We start from the raw sequence: 24,923 nt of genomic DNA, 5'->3' as shown, positions 1-24,923 counted from the left end.
ACCATGCAAAGAACGGTTGTTCTCAACGTCGTTGGACTGACTCGCGCGCTGATCGGCGAGCGTACACCCAACATCCAAAAACTGGCCGCACACAGCACCACCATCAAGCCGGTGACCCCGGCGGTCACCTGCAGTGCCCAGGCCACTTATCTGACCGGCAAACAACCCAGCGAACACGGCATCGTTGCCAACGGCTGGTACTTTCGCGATCAAAATGAAGTCTGGCTCTGGCGCCAGAGCAACAAGCTCATACAGGCGCCCAAGATTTGGGACATTGCCCGCGCACGTAACAAAGACTTCACCTGTTCCAATACCTTTTGGTGGTACGCCATGGCCACCGAAGCCGACTACACGCTAACACCGCGCCCGCTGTATCTGGCTGACGGGCGCAAGCTGCCCGACTGCTACACCTACCCACTGGAGCTGCGCGAGAAACTGACCGAAGAGTTTGGCACCTTCCCCTTGTTCAACTTCTGGGGACCCATGACCAGCATCAAATCCAGCCGCTGGATTGCCGACGCCGCCATGTACATGGAGCGCGAGCACCAACCGAGCCTGCAACTGGTCTACCTGCCGCATCTGGATTATTGCCTGCAAAAATTCGGTCCGGATGGCGACATCGACAAAGACCTAAAAGAGATCGACGATCTGGTCGGCGAACTGATCGATTATTTCAGCGCACGCGACTGCCAGATTATTATTTTGTCAGAATACGGTATCGGCCCGGTAAATCGGCCGGTGCATCCCAACCGCATACTGCGCGAGGCCGGCAAGCTGTCGCTTAAAGTGGATCTGGGCCGGGAGTATCTGGACTTTCACACCTGTCGCGCCTTTGCCATGAGCGATCACCAGATTGCCCATATCTACGTTCAGGAACACACCGACATCGCTGAGATTAAAGCGCTGTTTCAAGCGACGCCCGGTGTGGCGAAAGTCCTTGAAGGTGCCGAGCGCGCCGAGTACGGCCTGGATCACGAACGGGCCGGCGAACTGATTCTTCTGGCCGAACCAGACAGCTGGTTTACCTACTACTACTGGCAGGATAAAGACCGCGCGCCCGATTACGCCCACCAGGTGGAAATTCACAAAAAGCCCGGCTTTGATCCTTGCGAGATGTTTTTAAACCCCGAACTCAAATTGCCCAAGCTAAAAGTCGCCCAGCGGTTATTGCAAAAGAAACTGGGCTTTCGCTATGTGCTGGACGTAATTTCCACCGACGCCACACAAATAAAAGGCTCGCACGGTGTTTGGGACGGCTCGGACTACACGACGCCAGTGTTTATCAGCAGCAATCCGGCGCTGGTGCCCGAACAACAAATTCACGCTACAGACGTCTGCGACCTGATTCTCCGGCATGTGTTCAGCGAACCCCAGGACGGAGACACGACATGATCAAGACCGCACTCGCGCTCGGGCGGGTCAGCAACCTGCCCACCGTATGGATGAATGTGCTGGCCGCCTCGGCGCTCACCGCAGGGTTTTACGGCTTCCCCATTCCGGTCATGGGCATGCTTGCCACCATGCTTGCCATGAGTTTGTTTTACGCGGCGGGGATGTGCTTTAACGACTACTGCGACCGGCACTGGGACGCCGAGCATCAGCCCTATCGCCCTATACCCGCCGGAAAAATCAGTGCCCGGAAGGTGTTAACACTGACCCTGATGCTGTTTTCTCTCGGCTTTGCCGCGCTGCTGCTGACGCCAAGCAACCGTGGCATCATTATCGCGGCAGCTCTGCTGGCGCTGATTCTCGCCTATGACCTGCTGCACAAAAAGCACTGGGCCACCGTTATTCTTATGGCACTGACACGCCTGGGCGTTTACCTTGTGGCGGCCTACGCGCTGTTCGGCTCGGCGCCCACCGCCGTATTGGTTATGGGATCTATTCAGTGTGGCTACACTTTGCTGGTAACGGTTGTGGCGCGACTGGAAAATAGCCGGCCAAACGGCTTTGGTTTTCCGGTGATTCCCTGGATGATTGCCGCTATGGGGCTGGTGGACGGCATCGCACTGGCGATACTCCTTTCGCCCGCCTGGCTGCTTGCAGGTATTGCGACACTGCTGCTAACGCGCTGGGGCCAAAAATACGTTCGCGGGGATTAATGTCGTCCAAAAAAAAGAGGCCCCTCGGGCCTCTCTTTTGCTAATGCACTTTCAGAAGCATCCACGCTTTGTGGGACTCACTGGCGTGACTCTACAGTTTCGCCTTCGTTGGCAATAATGATTTCCACGCGACGGTTTTGCAGACGGCCCGCGGCTGTGTTATTGCTTGCGACCGGGTGTGCTTCGCCATAGCCTTTGGTGGTGACGCGCTCTGAGGCTACACCATTGGCCACTAGATTTTCCTTCACAGAGGCTGCCCTACGATCGGACAAATTCAGGTTGTAAGCGTCATCACCTGTGCTGTCGGTAAAGCCTTCAATCACCACATCGCGCTCCGGGTATTCCTTCAAAAAGGCGGCCACGCGTACCAGAGTGCGTTCAGCGCCGGCTTTGATGGTAGCTTCGTCCACTTCAAACAAAATGTTACCCAGTGTCAGCACCAAACCGCGCTCGGTCTTTTCGGTGGAGATGTTTTCCAGCTCATTCTCCAGCGCTTTAGCGCGCTCACTCATTTGATCGGCCAGTGCTTGTGCGGCCAGGGCCTCGCGGCGTGCACGCTCGGCGCGCTGCTCGGCGAGCACCGCCTGCTGCTCTTTCTCGGCAGCGCGAGCCTCGGCCTGCTCGGCGCGCTGCGTACGCGCGGCCAAGAGTAGCTCGTTGCGACGCTCACCAGCCTGCTCCACCACCTCATCGGCTTTGTTCATACGCGCTGTTTGAACAGCCACATCGAGCTTGCGCTCAACAATGTATACCTGATGCGCCACTTGCGACTCCTTGGCGTCCTGCTCAAGCATACGCTCCAACTTGTTCAGCGCCTCTTCGGCCTCTTTTAACTGCACGGGCGCGTACTCACTGGCGTTCTCAGAGCTGGACACCAGAGTGTACTGATCTTGCAACTGTTCAAGACGGCTATCGGTTTCCTGGGTAGTGGCGCAACCGGCAATCAGCAGTACAGACAACAGCGCCGCGATGACATAATCTTTCTTTAACATGGGTATTCCTCCTAAGATTCATTTCGTCGACGCGATGCTTAGCGAAGCTCTCGCTCAAGCACTCTCAAGTTTTCCTCAACTTGCTCCGACGCTCTTTTCGACTTGGCCGCGTTGCTGGTAGCAATCGCGAGCTCGACATCGGCGAGAGATTTTTCCAGGTATTGACGAGCCTCGACGTACTGCTCTTTTTCAATACTCGTCTTCGCGCTGTTCAAATGCTTTTGCGCATCGCGAAACACCACCGGGGCGTGACGTTCCGCATTCAGCGATTTCGCCTGCTCGATGCGCGATTCGGTTTGCGTCAGCAAGGTGTCCGGCACCGGCGCCTGAGTGGCGCAACCGACCATGACCATGCTCAGTAAAAGCAGCGACATTACTGATACCAGTCGTTTCATAATTTTCTCCATTTTGTAAGCCATACATAAAACTCGAGTAAATTGAAAAAAGTGCCTCAATTAACCACTGCTGAGTGCTCTAATCAGGGATATTGCAATGGCGGTGCCAATCGCTCGAACACCGAAGTAAGTGGCTTACTCAGGATCAGAGTGTGTCTGGCACTTAAAGAAGGCGATTGGGGCAAGTCGCAGAGTACTTAAAGGAATTAGGCCCACGCGGGGGCGCGCTACGCTATACGCTAGGAGGTACGAGGGAAAATAACCAGAAATTGTTAATGGCTAACCGTCAATCAGCAAATACTATGACTTTCTGCTGGCCTTTTTCCCGCCCAGCTGTCACAGTGGGGGAAAACCATAATTATAGTCGCCATGACCTTTATGCTTTTCAATCGTCTGTCGTTTGCGCTCGTGCTGGCATTGCTGCTCTCAGTACCGCTTGGCTGTGGAGGCGGCGGCTCAGGTGGCAGTGGCACCAGCGCTCCCACAAACCCGGGCCAGCAAAACCCCGAACCCGAACCCGAACCCGAACCCAGCGTGACCGAATTGCCTGTAAAAGACGATCCCCACTGGGAGCAGGCCAAGGCCGCCGCGCGCTTTTTACAACAAACCACCTTTGGCCCTACCGAAGAGTCGATCATCCAGCTAATGAACCAGGGCGAAACCGCCTGGCTACAGGCGCAGCTCAACACACCGGCCACATCGCACCTGGAGCAGCTCGATGCACGCTTTGCCGAGCTCGGCTGGGACGCAACACCCAACCCCGAAATAGAGGGCGTCGATGGCTACTACCGGGATCTGCAGCGCAGCGACGTCTGGTGGGAAATCGCGCTGCGCGGAGACGACCAACTGCGCCAGCGGGTCGCCTTTGCCCTCAGTCAGATTTTTGTGATCTCCAATGTCTCCGATGTGCTCTACAACGACACCCGGGGTATAGCCGACTATCAGGACACCCTGGCAAGACACGCCTTTGGCAATTTTCGCGAGCTGCTGGAGGCCGTGACCCTGCACCCTATGATGGGCGAGTACCTGAGCATGGTACGCAATGAAAAGGCCGACCCCGTGCGCAACATCCGCCCGGATGAGAACTACGCACGTGAGGTGATGCAGCTTTTCACCATCGGTCTGGTCGAGCTCAGTATCGACGGAACCGTCAAAACCGACGCCCAGGGCGAGCCCATTGCGACTTACAATCAGGACACCATCAAAGCGTTTGCCCGGGTCTTTACCGGCTGGAACTTCGCCACCACCAACCACTGGTGGGAGTGGACCAGCGACGCCGTGGGCGAAGCCCTGCCCATGAAGGCCTACCAGGACATTCACGACACCGGCGAAAAAATGCTGCTCGGTGGCGAGCGGCTACCGGCGGGCCAGAGCGCTGAAGCCGACCTTGAGATGGCGCTGGACAACCTGTTCAACCACTCGAACGTCGGACCTTTTATCGCTCAGCAGTTGATCAAGCGCCTGGTCACCAGCAACCCCAGCCCCGGCTATGTGGAGCGTGTGGCCCGGGTCTTTAATGACAACGGTTTTGGCGTGCGCGGTGACCTCAAGGCCGTGATTCGCACGCTCCTAACCGACCCCGAGGCTCGCAATGGCCACCTTGAACAGCCGGACACTGCGGGCAAGTTGCGCGAACCGGTGCTGCAGATATCGCACCTGTGGCGCGTCTTTAAGGCCGAGGGCGTGCAGGTGCTGAACCGCGAAGGCACGGCCGTAGCGGGCACCCGCATTCGCTACCGGGGCTCCGACCGTACCCTGGGCCAGCGCCCCTATGGCTCTTTTTCAGTGTTTAACTTCTACCGGCCCGACTACGCCCATCCGGGCACAATCAGCGATCAAGACATGGACTCGCCCGAGTTTCAGCTGCACACCGAGAGCGTGATGATCGCCAAAACCAATGCTCTCACCGAAGCTATTTTCTGGCGCGACGCCGATGCCGACTATGTCCAAAGCCAACGGGCCAATCACGACTGGGACATCTACCCGCCCGCCATCGACATGACGCGGGAAAAGGCCCTGTCGGGCGATGCCGGGGCGCTGATAGACCGCCTGGACTTGCTCCTGACCGCCGGCCAACTGAGCGATGAGGCCCGCCAGCTGCTGATCGCGCACATCGAGACGCTGGAACACGGCGATAACAATCCGCACAGTCAGCGCGTGCGGGTCTTTGAAGCGGCGAGCCTGATCGCCGCCTCACCCTACTTCGCCGTGCAGCGATAAGAGAGAGGGTTTATGCCAAAACAGAACCTGTCCCGCCGCCGCTTTTTGCATCGCTCCCTCGCCGCCTGCCTCGGCAGCGCCAGCTTTGCCGCCCTGAGCGCGCGCATGCAGTTGGCCATGGCACAAACCACCGCAGCGGACGATTACAAGGCGCTGGTGTGTGTGTTCCTGTACGGCGGCAACGACTCCTACAATATGATTGTCCCCACCGGCAGTGGGCTCTACAGCACCTACGCCGAGGTACGGCAAAACCTTGCGGTTGACCGGACCAAACTCCTGCCCATGAGTGCGGGCTCGCAGCCCTACGGCTTTCACCCGGCCATGAGCGAGCTTGCCAACTTGTACAACAACCAAAAACTGGCCGTGCTCGCCAATACAGGCGCACTGATTGAACCTGTGAGCAAGCCCGACTACCAAGCCAATCGCGTGCGCTTACCGCCGCAATTGTTCTCGCACAACGACCAACAAAATTTTGTCCAGTCCCTGAGCCGGGACACGGCGACCACTGGCTGGGCGGGTCGGGCAGCAGATATCATGCAGTCGCTGAACATCAACCAGCAGCTGTCCATGAACATATCTCTGGGCGGCAACAACCTTTTTCAGAGCGGGCGCGATGTCTATCCCTACGCCGTCAACGGTTACGGGGTGGATCTGCTCAGTCACTTTAAAGACACCGGCGGCGAGCCGGCGGACGCAACGCGTGCCCAGGTATTTCGGGCGCTGATTGAAGGGACCGACCAACACATTTTTCAGCGCGAGTACGCAGCCATTCAGCAGCGCGCCTGGGCCCTGGCGGGCGATGTCAAAGCCGCACTGGATGCGCAGACACCACTGCAAACCACTTTCCCCGGCGACAAGCTGGGCACGGATTTATCCATGGTGGCCAGGCTCATCTCGGCGCGCGACGCGCTGGATGTGAAGCGGCAGATCTTCTTTGTCGGTATGGGGGATTTTGATACCCACGGCGACCAGGCCAACCGGCAGCCAGCGCTGTTCAGGCAATTGTCACAGGCGCTCTCGGCGTTCCAGCAGGCCACCGAAGAGCTGGGTCTGGCCGAGCAAGTTACCACCTTTACCCTCTCGGATTTTGGCCGTACCCTCACCAGCAATGGCGACGGCACCGACCATGCCTGGGGCGGGCATCAGTTGATCATGGGCGGGGCGGTAAAAGGTGGAGAGATCTACGGGCAACTGCCCTCGCTGGCACTGCACAGCGAGGACGATATCGGCGAGGGCCGCATTATTCCCACCACGGGCATCGACCAGTATGGCGCCACTCTGGCCAGCTGGTTTGGCCTGCCCTCGGCAGACTTTGCCAACACCTTCCCCAATCTGGCCAATTTTAGCGAGGTGGATTTAGGCTTTGTTTGAGGCCAGGCCGAGCCAGTTGCGGCTCGCGCGCCAGCGCCTCAGTACAAAGAACTCCAGCAGCCAGAGCGCAATCAGCGATAAACCCACCACCGGCAGTAAAACACCCAGCAGCAACACCAGCGCCGCCACCACCTTGCCCGCCGCCGCCGAGGGCATGGCCGCCGGCGCGCCCAGAGTGCCGGCGGGGCGCCGGCGCCACCAGAGCACGGCGCCGCTGACACTGAGCAGCACCAAGCCCAAGGTCACGATCAATCCCAGCAGCTGGTTAAACCAGCCGAACAACTGGCCCTCGTGCGCCGCAATACCAATGCCAACGACTCTGTCCACCAATGGGCGCTCGGCGTAAGGTTTGACGCGGGTGACCTCGCCATCGGGGCGAATCCAGGCATCGGCCCGCAGCGGGCGATTCTGGGTTTGCGAAGAGACTTTCACCAGCCCGGTATCGGCCTCGGCAATGGACAGCTCCACCGGCGGCGCAAACCCAAGCCCCGCTGCACTGGCGATCACCGACTCGGGCAAATTCACCTGCGACACCGCCTGGGGGCCCCAGGCCTTTTTCTCTTGCGCGCGCGAAGGGTTCCAGTCTTGCTGTACACGGGCGGCCTGCCACTGGCGCATCTCTTTAAAGGCCGCCCCCCACACCGTTGCCCATGGCAAGCCGGTAATCAGCAGAAACAGCGTCAAGGCCGACAGCCACATACCGGTCACCGCGTGCAGATCGCGCCAGAATACGCGCCCACCCTGGCGCAGCCTGGGATAAAGTACACCAGCTAAGCCCTTGGTGCTACGCGGCCACCACAAGTAGAGACCGCTGAGCAGCAAGATCACCGCCCAGCAAGCCGCCAACTCCACCAGTATGGAGCCGGCCCGGCCGGCCAAGAGCTCGCCGTGAAACGACTGCACTTGACGCATAAACCGCGACTCGTAGGGCAGAGTCTTAAGGATTTGGTTGCGGTAGGGGTCCAAGTACACATCCATGCGTTCGCCGCCCTGGCGCACACTCACCACCACCGCGTCGTCCGGCTCTGCCGGCAGGCGGTAGGCGAGAAAGTCCGCACCCGGCATCGACGCCTGGGCGGTGGCAATAAGCTCGTTGGCACTGGCGCGCTGCCCGCTGACGGCGAGATTATTCACCGGCGCATCGGCCCAGGCCTCAAACTGCGGCTTGAATAAATAGATAGCGCCCGACAAAGCCAGGGTGATGATAAACGGGATGCAAAAGATCCCGGCGTAGAAGTGCCAGCGCCAGAGGGTGCGGTACAGCCTCTGACTCAGAGCGGGCCGGCGAGTTGGGGTTTGGGTTGCACTGGTCATGGTTTATAGGTCGTAAGAGAAGTTGAGGTACACCGTACGCCCCGGCCATGGATGCGCCACATAGGCAATGTCATTGGTGAGGTTGTCGATCCCCAACCCCACTTTAAACTCATCGCTCACGCGATAACTGGTTTTCAGGCCGAGTCTCGTATAGTCGTCCTGGGCACCGTATACGTTGCTGGCGTCGTCTGTGTTATCCAACCGGCCATAGCTGTTACTGGCGTACTGCACGCTGCCGCCCATATCCCAGCGATCGGTCAAGTGATAGGTCGCCAGCAGGTTCGCGCGCCAGCGCGGCATGCGCGGAAACTGATTGCCGACTATGGACGGGTCGGCGGCGTTGGCGAGAATTTCCGAGTCCGTGTAGGCCAGGTTGAACCTCACATCGAGCTGATCGACAAACAGGCTGCTGGCATTGGCAATAAACTCAACGCCGCGGGTGCGCACCTCGTCCACGGGGATAAACGTGCGGATGGAGGACCCACCGGGCAAAATGGTGGACTGGGATTCAATCACGTCTTCAATGTCATCCTGATAGATATTCAGGCGCAAATAGCCCGTGTCCAGATCGCGCTGAATCATCAGGTTTTGGTGCAGGCCGTCCTCGGGCTGCAGCTGCGGGTTGGCCTCGCTGATGGCGTTGTAGGCCTCGTACTGACTGAACAACTCTTCGACAATGGCAAAGCGGTAAGCCCGGCCCAAGGAATAGCGCAACTGCCAGGCTGGCGCCGGCCGGTACCCCAGAGAAAACTTGGGCGAGAGCTCGCTCATGCCGTTGCCGGGCACGGACACCAGATCAAACGCCGGCGTGTCGGCATCGTCGTCCGAGTAGTAACCATCTTCGCTCTGCCAGTCTTCGTAGCGCACCCCGAGGCCCATATCCCAGGCGTCGTTGAGCTGCCAGTTAAACTGGGCGAAGACCGCGGCAATCGACGTTTTACCGCCGCTGGCACTGGCGTAGCGGTCTTTGCGCCCGGCGGCGTAATCGTCGGAGTTGTACACGCTGTAATTGAGCTCGTAGGCCTCATAGCGGGCGCCTGTGACCAAATCCAGCCCCTCGATGGCCAGGTCGTTCACGCTGAGCTTGAGGTCAAAGGTCCGCCAGCCGGTGTTGTCGTAATCGCTGACCTGCCCGGCCGCTGAGTAGTCCGGGTGTGCGGGGTTGACGGCCGAGCTGCGGCTGATGTCCTCGAGGATATCAAACTGACTGAGGTTGGCCTCAATGGCGATCTTGTCAGTCAAATCCCCGCGCAGGCGCAGGCCCACCGACAGGCTTTCACGGTCGGCATTGCCGACGTTGAGCCGCTGGGCCGGCACCGAGTAGAGCTCACCGTCCTGCTCGATAACGCCGCCCCACACCTTACTGCCACTGGCGTCGGTCAGGTAGCTGTTGGGCTGGTCAGTGTTTGAGTGGCGGTCCTCAAACGCCACGTTTAACAGGGCCGAAAACCGCTCCAGCTCATAGCCAAGTTTGAATTTGAGGTTATCCGTGGTGGTGTCCACCACCCCGGTATCACCGAAATAGAGGCGCTCGTTGCTCTGCGAGTCGAGCCCGCGAATACCACCGCTGACCGCCGTGCCTGCGGTGGCGCCCCCAGCGCCGCCAGCGTAGTAAAAGGACTGTGGCTGGGAGTCGTTCTGCAGGTGGTTATAGGACAAATAGAGGCTAAAATCGCCGATCTTGTCGCCATAAGAGACGAAACCTTTATAGCCGCTGACGGCATCGTCAAAGCCGTAGTCATCAAAATCCTGCACAAAAAAGCTGCCATCGGCGTGAAATTCACGCTGCTGGGGGATGGCCGTTTCAATCAGCACTACCCCGCCCATGGCGTTGCCGCTGTACTCGGCGGAAAAGGGGCCGTAGACCACGTCCACCCGGGCGATTTCACTGGAGGACACCATGGTCCAGCGCGGCGCGCCGCTCCAGCGCGACTGCAACAGATAGTGCAGAGGTACACCGTCGGCAAAGACCATGGAGCGCGACGTCTGGAACATATTGGCGCTGCGGATACCCAGGGTGCCGTTGGAATCGCCGATAAAGCGCCGGCGAATCACCAGGCTCGGCTCGTACTTCACCACATCCTCGGTGGTGGCCATATTGATGCTGGTAAAATCCGCCGGCTGCAGGACGCTGGTTGGCCCAAGCCGCTCAGCCAGGGACTCTTCGCCCTTCTGGCCCCAGACCTTGACCTCTTCAACCTTGATCGACGGCTGCTCGCTCGCATAGGCGAGTGTAGAGGCAAACGCCACCGCGCCCGCCAAAATGTTATTTATTTTCATAATTCTCCCCCAGAACGGGTAGAGAATTTAATGGAAGTGATGCGACACGCCCAGTGACAAATTGTCGCACCCCGCTGACCCGAGGGCTGTGGGTCGATCTTGCCCCGGCCTCAGCAAGCCATCGGTTAGTTGATTTCCTTACAAAACCGGACCAAAATACTCATGCGCATTTCAATGCGCATCCACTGGAGACACATAATGACCTCTCTTTTCGATACGAGCGCCCCAAAAAAGGCAACAAATCTCAGCATCAATGGTGACTTGCTGGCCAAATCTCGCTCACTGCACATTAACTTATCGGCCACTTTAGAACAGGCATTGAAGCAAGAGCTTGCAAAACGCGAGGCTCAAAAGTGGCAAGATGAGCACAAAGCCGCTATCAAGGCCTACAACGAGTTTGTGGAAAAGCATGGTTGCTTTGGCGATGAATTCAGGAATTTTTGATGCCGCAGTTCGACGTCTACAAAAACCCCAGCAAGACCACACAGAAAGTCTTTCCCTATATTCTGGATATACAGCACAAGCATATTTCTGAAATAGGCACACGGATCGTGCTGCCCCTCGGCCGCCTCACCTACTTTAAAAACGAAAATCTCGGCAAGCTGACGCCGATAATCAACTATGAGGGTGAAGAACTGATATTACTGACCCCACAGATTGCGTCCATACCAGCGAACAAGTTAAAACATCCAGTAGGTACTCTTGAACATTTCCGCGCAGACATCTTTGCTGCTCTGGATTTTGCTATTACCGGCCTCTGAACTCTGCTATTTCGTTTACTTTGATGTATTTTGTCGCTGCGGGCAATTCCAACAACCCTGAGCGCAAAAACTCTGGCTTCAAAGCCAAACCCGACAGTTCGCTCAAAGCAAACCACTTAAACTCCAAATTCACATCGGCCTCAACACCGTGAAAGACCTCGTGCTTAGGAAACTGATCCGGTTCAAGGAGCTGAACGAGAAAGTAATTCCCTATCTCATGACACTGCTTACCCGAACACTCAAAAAAGTTTTCCACATACCATAGGTGACGCTTAACAACCGCCCCCGCGCCCAACTCTTCAAGCAATTCACGATGCAGAGTCGCATCTGAATTCTCAAAGAACTCAACCCTGCCACCCGGAAGAGTCCAAAAATCGTCCCCGACAGCCCGGTGAAGTAAGACATTACCATCGTGAACAATAACGGCTACACTTCGAACGTTCAATCGGGCGCTGTTCGAATCAAAACTTAGCATGCTTGCACCTGAAAAAGCTCGATCTCAGTTACTCGATATAAAGCATCAAATGGAGATATTTTATACACCCCATCTCCGCATGAAATGCACACTTCAATAATGGCACACTGTGAATCCAATAGGTTTTCCGGCGGCCTTTCTAAATCTCTTCTTGAGGCATCTGAACTACCTAGACATTTGGATAGTGTCTGATCCAAGGATCTTGACAACCTGCTTCTTTATATATGGAGACAACTTGATCAATCAAAATTCCTGCAAGTTCCGAGAGAATTGTACTTGCACCGCGGTCTGCTTGAGATTCGTAGCCATAGCGATCCTTGGTAAAAGTCGCTCTATACTTTTCCAGCATCCTCTCCACAGCATCAGTTAGAATTTTAGATTGAATTCGCTCTGGTAGGAACTTGGCGAGCAATAACAAATCGTGAGCGTCTTTACTGCGATTAACTTCGTTTGCAGAACACATATCAAAGCGATACCTTGCATAGACCTCACCTGGATGCTCAGTGACTTCCGAAAAGAAGCTTTTAAGCAATATCTCTATAGACAATGCAGCATTTATCTGAGATATCTTCATCATGTTTCTTTCCCAAGCGAGAAGCTGAGATGCCTTATAGAATTTATAGGCATCCTCAATCATTCTCGGCGCCATAACCAGCTCCTCTTTAAAGTCCACTTATTGCTCCCTGGCATGTAACAGTTGATTAGTTTGGAGGTTGAAGCATGTATTAACAACCTAACCTGAACTTACGATCATTCAGAAGCCTAAAAAACCCAAACCACTAAAGACTCCGCCACCAACTTCACCCCGGCAAACGCCAGCAACACGTAACATACGCCGTAAAACCATTTATCAGAGATCCGATGATGCAGCCACACTCCTAGGCGCACGCCAATGGGCGCGAGGGGCAAGAGGATGAGTGATGTGTAAAAGGCGCTGAGATCCAGCTGGCCAGTCCAGACATAGGGCACCAGTTTGATGTAGTTGACCACGCTGAAAAACAAGACGGTGGTGCCGACAAACAGGGTTTTGGGCAGGTGTTGCGGCAAGAGGTAAATGGCGATGGGCGGGCCGCCGGCGTGGGCGATGTAGCTGACAAACCCGGCGATGCTACTCCAGAAGCTGCCGCGGACCACGCTTGCGCTTTGGGTGGCGACTCGCTGCAGGATGTGTTTACCCCAGACATAGTGGCCGACAAAATACAGCGCCATCAGGCCCACCATAAAGCGAATCATATCCGCGTCCATATAGGTGAACATGGCTGCCCCCAGCGCCAGGCCGAGCATGGCACCGGGAAACATAATCCACAGGTTGCGTTTGTCCCACCGGCCCCGAAAGCTCCACAGGCTGACCAAATCCATGCTGCAGAGAATGGGCAAAAGCACGGCGGCGGCCAGGCGCGGGTCCACCGCGAGGGAGAGTACCGGCACCGCCAGCGAGCCCAGCCCGCCGCCAAAGCCGCCTTTTGATAAACCCACCAGCAGTACCACAGGCACTGCCAGGGCATAGAACAACCACTGATCAATCATACTGCGCTCTCTTTTTTGAGGGCGCAGTTTACACCGTTAGTGAATCTCGTAGGGGTTACCGCCCAGGGCGTTGGAGATATCGGCAATCGCTTTTTGCGCTCGCACGCTGTTGCCCGCGGCGTCCAAAGGCGGCGAAATCACAGCGATGCCGAACTTGCCCGGCGATACGGCAACAATACCGCCGCCCACGCCGCTTTTGGCCGGCAGGCCGGTTTTGTAGAGCCACTTGCCCGCATCGTCGTACAGGCCGGCGGTCGCCATCACCGCCAGAATTTCCGGCACATTGTCCGCCTCGACCACTTGCTTGCCGGTGACAGGGTTCTTGCCGGCGCTGGCGAGAGTGGCCGCCATAATGCCAAGATCGCGCGCGTTCACACCGACCGAGCACTGGCGCGTGTAGATGTCCGTCGCCCGCAGGTAGTGTTCATCGATATGGCCGTAGGCGTGCATCAGCGCGGCTATTGCCTGATTGCGCTGATTGGTGGCGGCCTCGGACTCATACACATCCTCAAGAACGGAGAGCTTGCGCCCGGCAAAAGCTTCGTACTTTTCCAGTATGCGCTGCCAGATGGCATCGGCGTTTTTGCCCTGCACCATGCCCGTGGTGGCGATGGCACCGGCATTGACCAGCGGGTTCATCTCGGCGCCTTTGTACTGTTCAATGGCGACAATGGAGTTAAACACCTGGCCTGTGGCGTCCACCCCCATGTTCTCAAGAAGCGCCCCCGGCCCCTGCTGATCCATTACCAGGGCCATGGTGTAGACCTTGGAGATGGATTGAATGGACACCTCGGATTTCACATCGCCGGCGGTGAACACCCGCCCGTCGGCGGTCACCAGCGCGATGCCGTAGAGGTTCGAATCCACCTCCGCGAGCGCCGGAATATAATCCGCGTTGGCGCCTTCATTCAGGTTGCGGTATTTCTCGTAGGCGCTATTCAGCGCCTTCTCAATGCGCTCGGCCGATAGCGTTTCGCTGCAGCACCAAGCACTGCTGCCTAGCAAGAGTACAGCCACCGACCACCGACACCAGAGTTTGAGTGTGCTCACGTTTGTCTCCTTGCCGCAGGGGCTAAAAATCGGAACTGGAAAAAGAATATTTCACTGAAAACTGCAGGCGATTGTCCGTGCCCGAGGCGCCGCCAAAATCCGTGCGCTGCCCCCACAAATACTCAGCGCCCATCAGCAGTTTGTCGGAGGGAGCGTAGAGCAAATTCATGGACGCGTATTCACCTTTTTCAAAGGCGCCGTTCAGTTGCAGGGCGTAGTTATCCACCTGGGTAAAACTGTAGCCTGCGGCGTTGCTTAGGCGCTCGCTCCAGCGGTGCTCCAGATAAGCTACCACCCCCAAAAGCGGTACAGCTTCAAGATCGCTGGCCTCATAACTGTCGGGCGCCATATCCATACCGCCGTCGTTCATGTAGGTGGCAATGCCTTCGCCGTACACCACACTGGTGCGCAAGGTTTGTGCGCCCAGCTTGTAGCTGGAGGAGAGGTTCACCCCCCAGCCCAGATCTTCGCCGCTGGGCTCACTGTCGGCGCTGCCGATATTTTCATAGGCGAGGTCGCGCAGAATACCGGCCACCTGAAAGTGCCCCCGCTCGCCGGTCAACCGGTATTGCGCGGTCAGATCGGGCAACGGTTGTTTGCCCTGCAAGTTAAAGCCAACGGCGCCGAGCAGGCCGCTGTCCACATCCGTGCCCGGTTTTTCCAGGGCGACGGCAAAGCTCTGCGAGCCGCTGATGGGTGTCCAGCGGATTTGCGGATTGCGCAAGAACACCATGCCCGCCGGGCCCCAGTAATCAATCACATTGGGGAAGACATCGCCGTCCATAAACAGGGAGTTGGTTTGCCCGGCCAGCACGGATTTCCACTGACCGTAGGCGTGGCGTACGCGGATGGTGGTCTGACCCTCGTCAGCGCCCGCGCCGAATAAATCAAATTCAAACACGGTTTTGATGCTGTCATCGGCCACCGGCAAGTTGGCCACAACGCCCAACCGGCTCTGACGCACACTCAGGCTCGCCTGACCGTCGCTGCCGTAAAGACCTTCTGTGGTGGGAATGCGTGATGGGCGCAGCGTGGATTCCCAATCGGGATGGCTGCGCTCAAAATCCTGAATGTAATCGAGCTGGGTAAAACCGTAGACCGTAAAATTCTTTTCACCACCGGCTTGGGCTTTATCGCCCTCAGCTTCTAAAGCCGCCCGTTCGGCGCGTTCAATGCGCGCCTCAAGCGACGTCAGCTTGGCCCGGGTTTGCTCGAGTTCGCGACGCAAATCCGCCAACTCATCCGAACGCGCAGTGTGAGCGCCGGCGATACACAAAAAGCCCGCCAGTGCCCATAGCTTTCGGCTTTGCCCAACCGCACACCCACTACTAACACTCATAGACCCCCCCTGTCCTTTGAATCGTCGTGCCAGTAAAGCCGCCGTCTGTGACAACAGAGTGTCAGTGTGGGACAGACGAATCTGATCGACTATAGACCCGGGGCTACTCGTTCGCAAGGCAAGCGCAAGAAAAGGGGGAGGCCCGCAGGTATTGCCGGGTTAATCCATGGCGCGAAAAATCAGGGAGGTGTTAATGCCGCCAAAGGCAAAGTTATTGCTCATGACAATATTGCTTGCCCGCGCCTGAACCTGGCCGCGCAGGTAGTTAAGTGACGCGCACTGCTCATCCACGTTGGCGAGGTTCAGCGTTGGCAGCAACAACTGGTCGTTCATCATGTGGATGCTGGCCCAGGCCTCAATAGCACCACTGGCGCCCAAGGTATGTCCCAAATGGCCCTTGAGGGTGCTCACCGGCACCGAGTCGCCAAACACCCGGTAGGTAGCCTCGCTTTCGGCCAAATCCCCCCAGCGGGTGGCGGTGCCGTGGGCGTTGACGTAGTCCACCTGCCCGGCGCTGATCTGCGCATCAGCAAGGGCCAGCTGCATCGCCTGGCACATACTGGCGCTGTCGGGCTGGGTGACATGACCGCCATCGGAATTGGTACCAAAGCCGATGATCTCGGCATAAATGTGGGCGCTGCGCGCCAGGGCGTGTTGGTAGTCCTCAAGGATCAAGGTGCCGGCGCCCTCGCCAATCACCAGGCCGTCGCGGTCGCGGTCAAAAGGGCTCGGTGTCTGCGCAGGCGTCGAGTTGCGCGTGCTGGCAGCGTTAAAGGTATCAAAGACCGCCGCCTCAGAGGGGCACAACTCTTCGGCGCCGCCGGCGATCATCACATCCTGCTTGCCGCTGGCAATGGTTTCAAAGGCATAGCCGATACCCTGACTGCCAGAGGTACAGGCGGACGAGGTGGGGTAGACCCGACCCTTGACCGAGAAAAACACGCCGAGATTCACCGCCGTGGTGTGGCTCATCATCTTGATGTAAGTGGTGGCCGTCACCCGCGAGAGATTGCGCTCGGTGAGCATCTGGGCGAATTCGCGGGCGGCATCGGTACTGCCGGTGGAGGAGCCATAGGCAATGCCGCAACGCCCGCTCTGGAGCACCGGGTCATCCAGTAAACCCGCCTGGCGCAGGGCTTTTTCGCTGGCTATGGCCGCCAGCTGCGACACCCGCCCCATACTGCGCACCCGCTTGCGTGGGTAATCGGGCGCCATGGCAAAGCCATCAATGGGGCCTGCCACCTGAGTGTTCAGCCCCTGGTAATCGGCCCACTCCGGCATATGGCGTATACCGCTGCGCCCGGCTTTTACTGCCGCCAGAAAATCACTCCACTGATCGCCCAATGCGGTAATGGCCGCGAGCCCGGTTACCACCACGCGTCTCATGCGTCGGGCCGCTTGATCACCAGAGACGTATTGACACCACCGAAAGCAAAGTTATTGCTCATGGCGTACTCGCACTCGAGCGCCCGGCCATCGCCCATCAGGTAATCGAGTGGTGCGCATTCGGGGTCCAGATTCTCCAGGTTGATGGTGGGCGCGAACCAGCCGCTGCGCATCATCTCCAGGGTGATCCAGGCCTCCAGCGCACCGCAGGCGCCCAGGGTATGGCCGATGTAACTTTTGAGCGAGCTGACCGGCTTGCCCTCGCCCAACACCTGGCAGGTAGCGCGCGACTCGGCAATATCCCCCTTGGCGGTGGCTGTACCGTGGGCATTGACATAGCCAATCTGCGAAGCGGCAACCCCGGCATCGGCGAGGGCGATTTCCATGGCGCGGGCCATGGTTTCAGCGCGCGGCTCAGTGACATGGGCACCGTCGGAGTTGGTGCCGTAGCCGACGATTTCACCCAATATTCTCGCGCCGCGCGCTTTGGCGTGCTCGTAGTCTTCGAGAATCAGCGAACAGGCGCCCTCGCCAATCACCAGACCGTCGCGGTCGCGATCAAAGGGTCGCGGAGTCACGGATGGCTCAGTATTGCGGGTGCTGGTGGCAAACAGGGTATCGAACACTGCGATGGGCGTAACGTGAAACTCTTCGGCGCCGCCGGCGACCATCACATCCTGCATGCCGTACTTGATGGCCTCGTAGGCGTAGCCAATGCCCTGGCTGCCCGAGGTGCATGCCGACGCGGTGGGCACAATGCGCCCGGTCATGCCGAAAAACATACCGATATTGACCGTGGCCGTGTGAGTCATGGTGCGCAAATAGGTCGAGGCCGTCAGATCCGCGGTGGTGGCATCGGTCACTACCCGCGTTAGCGCCGGTACATCACCCGGCGTGCCGATGCAGGAGCCATAGGAAACACCCGCGCGGCCACTGGCCAGGCAGGGGTCGCCCACCAATCCGGCCTGCTCCAGCGCCTGCTCGGTAGCGTATACCGACATCACCGATACCCGGCCCATGCTGCGCAGTTTTTTGCGCGGATAGTGGGTCGGCGCGGTGAAATCCACCGGCGCGCCCAAACGGGTGTTGAGCCCTTCAATGGCATCCCACTCGGGAAAGGCGCGCACCTTGTTCTGTTTTGCCCGCAGGGCGGCTTCTACCGCTGGCCAATCGTTGCCCAGCGCGCTCACCGCGCCCACACCGGTAATCACGACTCTGCGCATCACAGCATGCCACCGTTGACGGAAATGACCTGACGGGTAATGTAAGAGGCCTGATCGCTCATCAGGTAGGCGACCAGGCTCGCGACCTCCTCGGCCTGACCGAAGCGGCGCAGGGGAATCATTTTTTTCGCCTCCTCGGCGAAGACCTCGTCAGTCATGTCGGTATCGATAATGCCAGGGGCCACGCAGTTGACGGTAATCTTGCGCTTGCCCAACTCCAGCGCCAGCGCCTTGGTGGCGCCCATCAAACCGGCCTTGGTGGCGCTGTAGTTGACCTGGCCGCGATTGCCCGCAAGGCCGGCAACGGAAGACAGGGTCACGATGCGCCCGCCCTGGCGCGCCTGCACCATGGGCATGACCAGCGGCTGCAAGACATTGTAAAACCCGTCCAGATTCGTGTGAATCACGCTGTCCCAGTCCTCGCCGCTCATGGCAGGAAAGGCGTTGTCGCGGGTAATGCCGGCATTGCAGACCACGCCGTAAAAAGCGCCGCTGCGCTCCACCGCCGCGTCCAGGGCGGTGCGCGCCGCCTCGCGATCGGCCACGTCAAAACGCAGCAGCTCCGCAGCGCGGCCGTGTTGCTCAATCTCCTGGCATACCGCCTGAGCGGCCTCGACACTGCCGCGGCAATGCACGGTAATATCAAACCCCTGCCGGGCCAACTCCAGCGCAATCGCCCGGCCGATACCCCGGCTCGACCCCGTTACCAACACCCTGCGCTGCATAGTTTTCTCCTGTCGTACTCCGCTTGCTCAGCCAGTGGGCTCACTGGCGGACAAATAGTTTTTATAATCTTCCGGGCGAAAAGCCGAGAAAATCGCCTCGGCCAACAAGCGCTCGCCCTCGGTGCCATTGGTCTGAGCGATACGGCCTTTAAACGCCACAACCGGGTCCTCGACCATGGATACATCAACCGTTATTTCCAGCTCGGCGCCCACGTCAAACACCGGCACAAAAGCGTTGTATTGACGCGAGCTGATCAAAAATGCCGGCCTGACCTCACGCCCCAGGCGCTCGTCCTCAAGGCCGACCCATACGGCCGCCGTCTGAGCCATAAATTCAATGCCGGCCCACGCCGGTACCCCGTTTAGCGCGGGGTCAAAAAACGCATTGTCGTGCGCGATGCTTGAGGCCACCACCACCCGGCGTTCTTCCCCGCTGACCAGCCGCTCTACCAGCTGCATGGGTGGGCGGTGGGGAATGTAGCGCTCGATCCCCGCTGTGCGCGTGACAAAAGAGTTCATTCGGTCCCCAGTAATACGGCCGCGTTGTTGCCACCAAACGCAAACGAATTACTCAAGAAAACACGGGCACTGCCCACATCCAGAGCCTCGTTGGGCGCTACCAGATTCAGTGGCGGCAACTGCGGATCATAGTCGCCATCGTAACAATGGGGCGGCAGTTTACCACCCTCGCTGGCCAGAGCCAGCCACATCAGCGCCGCCTCGGTTGCACCGGCCGCGCCCAGGGTGTGCCCCACTTGGCCCTTACTGCTGCTCACCTTAGGTCCGTGGGGAAAGAGCGAACTGATCACACCCGCCTCCATGGCGTCGTTCAGGATCGTTGCCGTACCGTGGAGGTTAACGTAATTGACCGCCTCGGGGCCGAGTCCGGCCTGCTGCAACGCCATGGTGATGGCCGCGCGTGCGCCCTGTCCGGAAGGCTCGGGGGCTGAGATATGGTGGGCATCGGACGAGGCGCCCACACCCAACAACTGAATATCGGCAAACAGCGGCTCGCGCGTCACCAAGAAAAAGGCGGCGGCCTCCCCGATATTGATGCCCTGACGCACGCGGCTAAACGGCGCGCAGGGCTGCCCACTGACCGAATCAAGCGCGGCAAAACCATTGACGGTCAGCCGGCACAGACTGTCGGCGCCGCCGGCAATCACCGCGTCGGCCATACCGGTCTGCAACAGCCGCCGCGCCGAGCCCAGAGCGTGTGCACTGGAAGAGCAAGCGGTCGAGAGGGTGTAAGCCGGGCCCGTGAGACCAAAATACTGGGCAACTATCTGGGAGAGGTTGCCAATTTCCTGCGCACGATAATGGTAGTTGTCGGGCACGGCGCCCGTTACTGCGCCGGCAACGGCGGCCTCACCCTCGGCAATGCCGGAGGTACTGGTGCCAGCCACCACCGCCACCCGATCCGCCCCATAGCGGGCGAGCACGGCTTGCACGCTGGCTGTCAGTTGCGCGAGCGCCGTGATGGCAAGGCGGGCGTTGCGGCTGGAAAACTGGCTGAGTGACTCAGGCAAATCGGCGAGCGGCGCCGTCACCGGGGCGGTGTAAGTGGGCTTACCCGGCACCCAGGCACAGGGTTTTAGCGGACGCTGCCCGGCAAAGAGAGCAGCGGCTACCGATGCACGGTCTGCGCCGAGGGCATTGACCAAACCCAGGTCGGTTAAATAACACTTCATGACGATGCCTCGTCCACTTTCACCGAGATACCCGCCTCGGGTAAGTCAAAACGCTGCGGCTGATCCGCCCGCCACTGCCACACCACAACAGGTCCCCGATTCAAAGTCAGGCCGCGCTCTTCGGTGATCAGTTCAAGGCCGCTGGCACCGGCGCATTGGGCAGTGATCCGCTCGCGAATTTGCCACCAGCTGAGCCCCTGAAGCAGCGAAACCGCATCTGGCCCCCTGTACAAACCCGAGCTCTGCACCTTGAGTGCTGCGCCCTCTTGGCGAGCACTGAACAACGGCGAGCCCAGCATATCCAGCGCCACAAACACCGGCTCATCGCCCTGGCGCTCAGAGCGCACCACCAGGCGCGTGTCACCCGAGCGCACCAGCAGTGTGGCCGGCTCGGGCGCTACACAGTGCGCAGCATCAGGCAACAGCGGTTGCCGGGCGCAGCCGGCGAGCAGCACGCAGGCGAGCAAAACCAGGGCGCCGCGCATCACGCCTCCGAGGTGCAAAACTCAGCCAGCGCGCGCATGCGGCGCTTGGGCTCGGCGACAAAGGGGTTGTTTCTGTCCCAGGCGTAGCCGGCGAGAATGGACGAGATCATCTCGCGCACGCTTTTGGACTGTTCGGGGTAGAAAATAATGTCCTGAAACAGGCCCTGGTACCAGGCATCGACAAACACGCGGAAAGTCTCCACGCCCAGGCGCAGGGGCTGCTCATATTCGCTCGTCCAGTCGACACTCTCGCCGTTGAGTTGCCGCTCCAGAACTTTTACAGCCATGCTCGCCGAGCGCATGGCAATGGTCACGCCCGAGGAGAACACCGGGTCGAGAAACTCGCCGGCATTACCCAAAAGCGCATAGTTCTGACAGCCGAGTTGCTTGACGTTGCAAGAGTAACCGGTGATCTGGTTGGCGGGGTATTGCCAGCGGGCGCCACTTAACAATTTGGCCAGCACCGGCGCCTCGCCGAGCATGGTCTGCACCAGATCCAAAGGCGTTTCGCCCTGGCGCTTTGCCAATTTTTCCCGACTGGCCACCACACCGAGTGAGCTCTTGCCGCCACTGAACGGAATCAGCCAATACCAGATGTCGCGCTCTTCGGGGTGCACGGTCACCAGGATTTTATTGCGGTCAAAAGCGCCGGTGGGAATGCCATCATCAATATGGGTAAAGGCCGCCTGGCGAACCGGAAAGCTGGAGGGCGTTTCCAGGTCCAGAAGCTTGGGCAGCACCCGGCCAAAGCCGCTGGCATCGAGCATAAAGCGGCAGCTGATCTGCCCGGCTGAGCCGTCGGCCCGGGTGTAGCTCAACAGACTTTCACCCTCGCCCAGCTCGCAGCCGGTGATGGTGTGGCCATAAAAAATCCTCACACCCTGCGCTTCGGCCTGATCGGCCAAGAGCTTGTCAAAGCGCGCGCGCTCCACCTGAAAGGTGGTACCCGGGCCGGGCGAGAATTTCTCTTCAAAGTTAAAGTAGGTGGAGCGCTCCCCCCAGCCGAAGGCTGCACCATTTTTAAACTGAAAACCGGCATCGCGTACCGCTGGTAAAAAGCCCGCCTCTTCGATATACACCATGCACTGGGGCAGCAAACTTTCACCAATGGAAAACCGGGGAAAGTGTTCGCGCTCGAGCACAACGACATTGAACCCCCGCTGCTGCAATAGCGCCGAGGCTATAGCCCCCGAAGGGCCAGCACCGATAACCACCACATCCACTGAATCAGGCACAGCCGTCATACTCAGACTCCAAAGCCGTTATTGTCGCGCTGTCGCCAAAGGCGCCAGCAGAAAAGCCAGCACGATGCCCAAAAACACCGTCAGGCCAAAATTATGTATTGCCGTTGTCGCGCTTAGCGCCAAAAGGCCAAACGATAGCACGGTCGTAATTGTCGATAAAACAATCGCCAACAAAGTCGCCCGGCTGCTGCGGCCGCCTTCGCGCAAAAACAGCGTGTAGTCTACGCCAATTCCCAGCACCAGCAGCAGTGCCATCATATGAAATACGCTCACCCCCTGACCGAGCACCAGCACCCCGGCCAGTGCCAGCGTGCTGGCAAGCGCAGGTGGCGCTATGATCTGGCAGGCGCCGCGCGCCCCGTAGCGGACACTGACCAGCAGCGCAATCATCAGGTAGGAAAGTGCCAAGAGCCATGCGGCGCGTACCCGGTAGTGCTCCAATAAGTGATTGGTGCGCGCCACCGGGTCCACCCACTGAACATCGTCCGCCTTGCGGGCAATGGCCGCGATGGCCCGCTCATTCACCGGCGCCACAAGAGACACCAGAGCGTAGTGACGCCCCTCGTGGGAAAAAAACACAGGTGCGAGCGCCGACCCGGCAATGTCTGCCAGTGCCACCTCAGGTGACAGAGGTTCGACCTGGCCCAAGCGCTGCGCAAATTCTGCCGCCCTGGATTCTTCCATCCCCAATTGGCGGTAAAGCGATTCCAACAGGCCCGAGTCCAACACGCGCTCGCGCCACAGGATGAGGTTTTGCCGTTGCCGCTGTTGTGAAGGCAACCAGTCAGCCAGGCTGCGATAACCACCCAAATTGCCGGCGCCGACGGCCTGATCCAATGGGCGCTCCAGTGTCTCCAGCCGCTGCAACAGCGCCTCGGTATCCGCGCCATTGACCAGCAGATACTGCAGAGCCTGTCCACCGCCCAGTGGCTCGCGCACCGACTTGTCCATGGCCGCAAGCTCGGGGTTCACCGTCTGCATCTGGCGAATATCATCGTTGCTCTGCCACTGATAGACCACACCGAGCACCAGAAGCGGCAGCCCCAGAAAGGCCAGCGGCTGGCGCAACACCGCGACCAAACGCCACTGCCACCGCCCCAGGGCAACCAACATCATTTTCAACGCCCGCGGCATACCCGAGGCCGGCGGCTTGCGCAGCAGTACGGGGAAAAAACCGAGCACAGTAGCAAAGGCCGCCAGCAAACCGCCACTGGAGAGCACCGCAATCTGCACAAAACCGGGAAACCCCGAGGCGGTAAAACTCAGATAACCGGCCATGCTGGTGAGCAAGCCAAGGCCCAGAGGCGCAAGCAACCGCTGGCTACCGGTGTGTGCCTGCCAGGCGGGGCCCGCCTCCATGCGCTTGGTAAAAAAATGCAGGCTGTAGTCGATGGCCACACCGGTGAGCGCCGCCCCGAACACCAGTGCCATGACATGCACCTCGCCAAACAACCACTGGGTCACGGTCAAACCGGCGAGCACACCCACAGCAATGGGTGTAAAAGCCAAAAACAACAGCGGCAGGCTGCGAAACACAAGCAGTAAAAGCACCATGACGCCGATTAACGAACCCAGCCCCACGGTGGAAATTTCTCCGCGCGCCTGCTCAGTGCCCGCCTGGGTAAAAAAGAACACGCCCGTGTGCAGCTGGCGAAAGCCCGGCAGCGAGCGAACCGGCTGCAAAGCCTCGTCCAGGGCGCGGCCGACCGAAGCCTGTACGCCAACGCCAAAGGGTGAGCCGGCCAGCTCAAGGCTTAACAGATAATAGGCCTGCCCGTCCACCTGCAGCCGCACACGGCCCTCGGCATCCAGTAACAGGCCCGGCGCCGGCGGGCGCAGCGCCTGGGTGTAACCGGCGAGGCTGCCGAGAGGATCCCGGGTCAATCTCGCGGTACTCATGGCGCCCGGGCGCGTCAGCAGTTCGCGCAACACTTGGTTGCGAAGCGTCTCGGACGCTTCACTTTGCAGCCGTTCGCGCCACGCATCGCTCAAAAGCGCCGGGGCATAGTCTTGATAGAGCGCCTCGACAGGCAGTTGGACCGCGGCGCCTGCGCCTTCGGTCACGGTGGCGAGGCAATCGCACTGGCGCAGTCTCTTCACCACGCCGGGCAATTGCTCACCCAGTTGCGACATATCTGGCGCACCGAGCAAAAGCAGCAGCTGGCGCTCATAACCCGCCGATCTCAATTCGTCGGCCAAAGCTTCGGCGCTGCGCGCGTCTTTATCGGGAAACAGAGCGAGAATATCGTTATCGACACTCAGGCGCGGCAAAGTAAACAGCCCCGCCAACACAGTGATCAGCACCAGCAATCGGCAGACAAAAACCACCTGGCGCAACAGCAT

General features: G+C 59.0%; 23 protein-coding genes. 6 read left to right on the top strand and 17 right to left on the bottom strand.

Going from position 1 to position 24,923, the window contains the following annotated elements; all coding sequences use genetic code 11:
- Positions 1-3 precede the first annotated feature (3 nt).
- Together QWI16_RS15010 and QWI16_RS15005 are read left to right on the top strand one after the other, a co-directional pair.
- Positions 4-1,392 carry an alkaline phosphatase family protein gene (locus tag QWI16_RS15010; RefSeq protein ID WP_302714284.1) on the top strand — a complete coding sequence of 463 codons (1,389 nt, stop codon included), beginning with the start codon at positions 4-6 and terminating at the stop codon, positions 1,390-1,392.
- Positions 1,389-2,102 (top strand): UbiA family prenyltransferase, encoded by a 714-nt coding sequence (locus QWI16_RS15005; RefSeq protein WP_302714283.1) that lies wholly within the window; start codon positions 1,389-1,391, stop codon positions 2,100-2,102. Before QWI16_RS15010 ends, QWI16_RS15005 begins: the two co-directional genes overlap by 4 nt.
- A gap of 77 nt (positions 2,103-2,179) precedes the next feature.
- On the opposite strand, the gene QWI16_RS15000 is transcribed toward QWI16_RS15005, so the two are convergent.
- A complete protein-coding gene (locus QWI16_RS15000) occupies positions 2,180-3,094 on the bottom strand; it encodes an OmpA family protein (RefSeq protein ID WP_302714281.1) in 915 nt (304 codons plus the stop codon).
- A 38-nt stretch (positions 3,095-3,132) separates the two neighbouring features.
- Complete coding sequence (locus QWI16_RS14995) at positions 3,133-3,489, bottom strand: DUF4398 domain-containing protein (RefSeq protein ID WP_302714279.1); 357 nt, start codon at positions 3,487-3,489, stop codon at positions 3,133-3,135.
- Positions 3,490-3,858: 369 nt separating this feature from the next.
- Here QWI16_RS14995 and QWI16_RS14990 point away from each other — a divergent pair, with 369 nt between their 5' ends.
- Together QWI16_RS14990 and QWI16_RS14985 are read left to right on the top strand one after the other, a co-directional pair.
- Positions 3,859-5,709: a DUF1800 domain-containing protein gene (locus QWI16_RS14990; protein WP_302714276.1), complete on the top strand. Its 1,851-nt coding sequence runs from the start codon at positions 3,859-3,861 to the stop codon at positions 5,707-5,709.
- Between the two features lie 12 nt (positions 5,710-5,721).
- A complete protein-coding gene (locus QWI16_RS14985; RefSeq protein ID WP_302714274.1) occupies positions 5,722-7,080 on the top strand; it encodes a DUF1501 domain-containing protein in 1,359 nt (452 codons plus the stop codon).
- On the opposite strand, the gene QWI16_RS14980 is transcribed toward QWI16_RS14985, so the two are convergent.
- Together QWI16_RS14980 and QWI16_RS14975 are read right to left on the bottom strand one after the other, a co-directional pair.
- Complete coding sequence (locus QWI16_RS14980; RefSeq protein WP_302714272.1) at positions 7,066-8,394, bottom strand: PepSY-associated TM helix domain-containing protein; 1,329 nt, start codon at positions 8,392-8,394, stop codon at positions 7,066-7,068. The genes QWI16_RS14985 and QWI16_RS14980 overlap by 15 nt on opposite strands.
- A 3-nt stretch (positions 8,395-8,397) precedes the next feature.
- A complete protein-coding gene (locus QWI16_RS14975; protein WP_302714269.1) occupies positions 8,398-10,674 on the bottom strand; it encodes a TonB-dependent receptor in 2,277 nt (758 codons plus the stop codon).
- 198 nt (positions 10,675-10,872) lie between these two features.
- On the opposite strand from QWI16_RS14975, the gene QWI16_RS14970 reads away from it, so the two are divergent.
- Positions 10,873-11,118, top strand: coding sequence for a type II toxin-antitoxin system CcdA family antitoxin (locus tag QWI16_RS14970; protein WP_302714268.1), 246 nt, complete (start codon positions 10,873-10,875; stop codon positions 11,116-11,118).
- A complete protein-coding gene (locus QWI16_RS14965; protein ID WP_302714267.1) occupies positions 11,118-11,435 on the top strand; it encodes a CcdB family protein in 318 nt (105 codons plus the stop codon). The genes QWI16_RS14970 and QWI16_RS14965 overlap by 1 nt, the downstream gene beginning before the upstream one ends.
- Here the strand turns inward: QWI16_RS14965 and QWI16_RS14960 are convergent.
- The 13 genes from QWI16_RS14960 to QWI16_RS14900 form a co-directional block, all read right to left on the bottom strand.
- Positions 11,422-11,910, bottom strand: coding sequence for an NUDIX hydrolase (locus tag QWI16_RS14960; RefSeq protein WP_302714266.1), 489 nt, complete (start codon positions 11,908-11,910; stop codon positions 11,422-11,424). The genes QWI16_RS14965 and QWI16_RS14960 overlap by 14 nt on opposite strands.
- A 169-nt stretch (positions 11,911-12,079) precedes the next feature.
- Positions 12,080-12,583 (bottom strand): hypothetical protein, encoded by a 504-nt coding sequence (locus tag QWI16_RS14955; RefSeq protein ID WP_302714264.1) that lies wholly within the window; start codon positions 12,581-12,583, stop codon positions 12,080-12,082.
- 89 nt (positions 12,584-12,672) lie between these two features.
- Positions 12,673-13,437, bottom strand: coding sequence for a sulfite exporter TauE/SafE family protein (locus QWI16_RS14950; protein WP_302714262.1), 765 nt, complete (start codon positions 13,435-13,437; stop codon positions 12,673-12,675).
- Between the two features lie 36 nt (positions 13,438-13,473).
- Positions 13,474-14,487: a glutaminase A gene (gene glsA / locus QWI16_RS14945; protein ID WP_302714260.1), complete on the bottom strand. Its 1,014-nt coding sequence runs from the start codon at positions 14,485-14,487 to the stop codon at positions 13,474-13,476.
- 22 nt (positions 14,488-14,509) lie between these two features.
- Positions 14,510-15,826 (bottom strand): DcaP family trimeric outer membrane transporter, encoded by a 1,317-nt coding sequence (locus tag QWI16_RS14940; protein ID WP_302714258.1) that lies wholly within the window; start codon positions 15,824-15,826, stop codon positions 14,510-14,512.
- Positions 15,827-15,985: 159 nt separating this feature from the next.
- Positions 15,986-17,212: a beta-ketoacyl-ACP synthase gene (locus QWI16_RS14935; RefSeq protein WP_302714257.1), complete on the bottom strand. Its 1,227-nt coding sequence runs from the start codon at positions 17,210-17,212 to the stop codon at positions 15,986-15,988.
- A complete protein-coding gene (locus tag QWI16_RS14930; protein ID WP_368045307.1) occupies positions 17,209-18,435 on the bottom strand; it encodes a beta-ketoacyl-ACP synthase in 1,227 nt (408 codons plus the stop codon). Before QWI16_RS14930 ends, QWI16_RS14935 begins: the two co-directional genes overlap by 4 nt.
- Positions 18,435-19,160 carry a 3-oxoacyl-ACP reductase FabG gene (fabG, locus tag QWI16_RS14925; protein WP_302714255.1) on the bottom strand — a complete coding sequence of 242 codons (726 nt, stop codon included), beginning with the start codon at positions 19,158-19,160 and terminating at the stop codon, positions 18,435-18,437. Before fabG ends, QWI16_RS14930 begins: the two co-directional genes overlap by 1 nt.
- A gap of 27 nt (positions 19,161-19,187) precedes the next feature.
- The gene (locus tag QWI16_RS14920) at positions 19,188-19,679 is read right to left on the bottom strand and encodes a hotdog family protein (protein ID WP_302714254.1); all 492 of its coding nucleotides are present in this window, start codon (positions 19,677-19,679) and stop codon (positions 19,188-19,190) included.
- Positions 19,676-20,851, bottom strand: a complete 1,176-nt coding sequence (locus QWI16_RS14915; RefSeq protein WP_302714253.1) for a beta-ketoacyl-ACP synthase — start codon at positions 20,849-20,851, stop codon at positions 19,676-19,678. The genes QWI16_RS14920 and QWI16_RS14915 overlap by 4 nt, the downstream gene beginning before the upstream one ends.
- The gene (locus tag QWI16_RS14910; protein WP_302714252.1) at positions 20,848-21,336 is read right to left on the bottom strand and encodes a hypothetical protein; all 489 of its coding nucleotides are present in this window, start codon (positions 21,334-21,336) and stop codon (positions 20,848-20,850) included. The genes QWI16_RS14915 and QWI16_RS14910 overlap by 4 nt, the downstream gene beginning before the upstream one ends.
- Complete coding sequence (locus tag QWI16_RS14905) at positions 21,336-22,580, bottom strand: NAD(P)/FAD-dependent oxidoreductase (RefSeq protein ID WP_302714251.1); 1,245 nt, start codon at positions 22,578-22,580, stop codon at positions 21,336-21,338. The genes QWI16_RS14910 and QWI16_RS14905 overlap by 1 nt, the downstream gene beginning before the upstream one ends.
- An 18-nt stretch (positions 22,581-22,598) precedes the next feature.
- On the bottom strand, positions 22,599-24,923 hold the full coding sequence (locus QWI16_RS14900) for an MMPL family transporter (protein WP_302714249.1): 2,325 nt from the start codon (positions 24,921-24,923) through the stop codon (positions 22,599-22,601).

It is taken from the genome of Gilvimarinus algae (genome assembly GCF_030518215.1).
In the GTDB taxonomy this organism is placed as follows: domain Bacteria; phylum Pseudomonadota; class Gammaproteobacteria; order Pseudomonadales; family Cellvibrionaceae; genus Gilvimarinus; species Gilvimarinus algae.
The sequence above is the reverse complement of the archived record's forward strand: the minus strand, read 5'-3'. Positions and strand labels throughout refer to the sequence as shown.

Coding starts and splice junctions, on each gene's coding strand:
- QWI16_RS14995 (WP_302714279.1), bottom strand. CDS start 3,489: ATGAAACGACTGGTATCAGTAATGTCGCTGCTTTTACTGAGCATGGTC.
- QWI16_RS14930 (WP_368045307.1), bottom strand. CDS start 18,435: ATGCGCAGAGTCGTGATTACCGGTGTGGGCGCGGTGAGCGCGCTGGGC.
- QWI16_RS14935 (WP_302714257.1), bottom strand. CDS start 17,212: ATGAGACGCGTGGTGGTAACCGGGCTCGCGGCCATTACCGCATTGGGC.
- QWI16_RS14910 (WP_302714252.1), bottom strand. CDS start 21,336: ATGCGCGGCGCCCTGGTTTTGCTCGCCTGCGTGCTGCTCGCCGGCTGC.
- QWI16_RS14965 (WP_302714267.1), top strand. CDS start 11,118: ATGCCGCAGTTCGACGTCTACAAAAACCCCAGCAAGACCACACAGAAA.
- QWI16_RS14970 (WP_302714268.1), top strand. CDS start 10,873: ATGACCTCTCTTTTCGATACGAGCGCCCCAAAAAAGGCAACAAATCTC.
- QWI16_RS15005 (WP_302714283.1), top strand. CDS start 1,389: ATGATCAAGACCGCACTCGCGCTCGGGCGGGTCAGCAACCTGCCCACC.
- QWI16_RS14960 (WP_302714266.1), bottom strand. CDS start 11,910: ATGCTAAGTTTTGATTCGAACAGCGCCCGATTGAACGTTCGAAGTGTA.
- QWI16_RS14915 (WP_302714253.1), bottom strand. CDS start 20,851: ATGAAGTGTTATTTAACCGACCTGGGTTTGGTCAATGCCCTCGGCGCA.
- QWI16_RS14940 (WP_302714258.1), bottom strand. CDS start 15,826: ATGAGTGTTAGTAGTGGGTGTGCGGTTGGGCAAAGCCGAAAGCTATGG.
- QWI16_RS14980 (WP_302714272.1), bottom strand. CDS start 8,394: ATGACCAGTGCAACCCAAACCCCAACTCGCCGGCCCGCTCTGAGTCAG.
- QWI16_RS14920 (WP_302714254.1), bottom strand. CDS start 19,679: ATGAACTCTTTTGTCACGCGCACAGCGGGGATCGAGCGCTACATTCCC.
- QWI16_RS15000 (WP_302714281.1), bottom strand. CDS start 3,094: ATGTTAAAGAAAGATTATGTCATCGCGGCGCTGTTGTCTGTACTGCTG.
- QWI16_RS14985 (WP_302714274.1), top strand. CDS start 5,722: ATGCCAAAACAGAACCTGTCCCGCCGCCGCTTTTTGCATCGCTCCCTC.
- QWI16_RS14975 (WP_302714269.1), bottom strand. CDS start 10,674: ATGAAAATAAATAACATTTTGGCGGGCGCGGTGGCGTTTGCCTCTACA.
- fabG (WP_302714255.1), bottom strand. CDS start 19,160: ATGCAGCGCAGGGTGTTGGTAACGGGGTCGAGCCGGGGTATCGGCCGG.
- QWI16_RS14990 (WP_302714276.1), top strand. CDS start 3,859: ATGACCTTTATGCTTTTCAATCGTCTGTCGTTTGCGCTCGTGCTGGCA.
- QWI16_RS14900 (WP_302714249.1), bottom strand. CDS start 24,923: ATGCTGTTGCGCCAGGTGGTTTTTGTCTGCCGATTGCTGGTGCTGATC.
- QWI16_RS14905 (WP_302714251.1), bottom strand. CDS start 22,580: ATGACGGCTGTGCCTGATTCAGTGGATGTGGTGGTTATCGGTGCTGGC.
- QWI16_RS14950 (WP_302714262.1), bottom strand. CDS start 13,437: ATGATTGATCAGTGGTTGTTCTATGCCCTGGCAGTGCCTGTGGTACTG.
- QWI16_RS15010 (WP_302714284.1), top strand. CDS start 4: ATGCAAAGAACGGTTGTTCTCAACGTCGTTGGACTGACTCGCGCGCTG.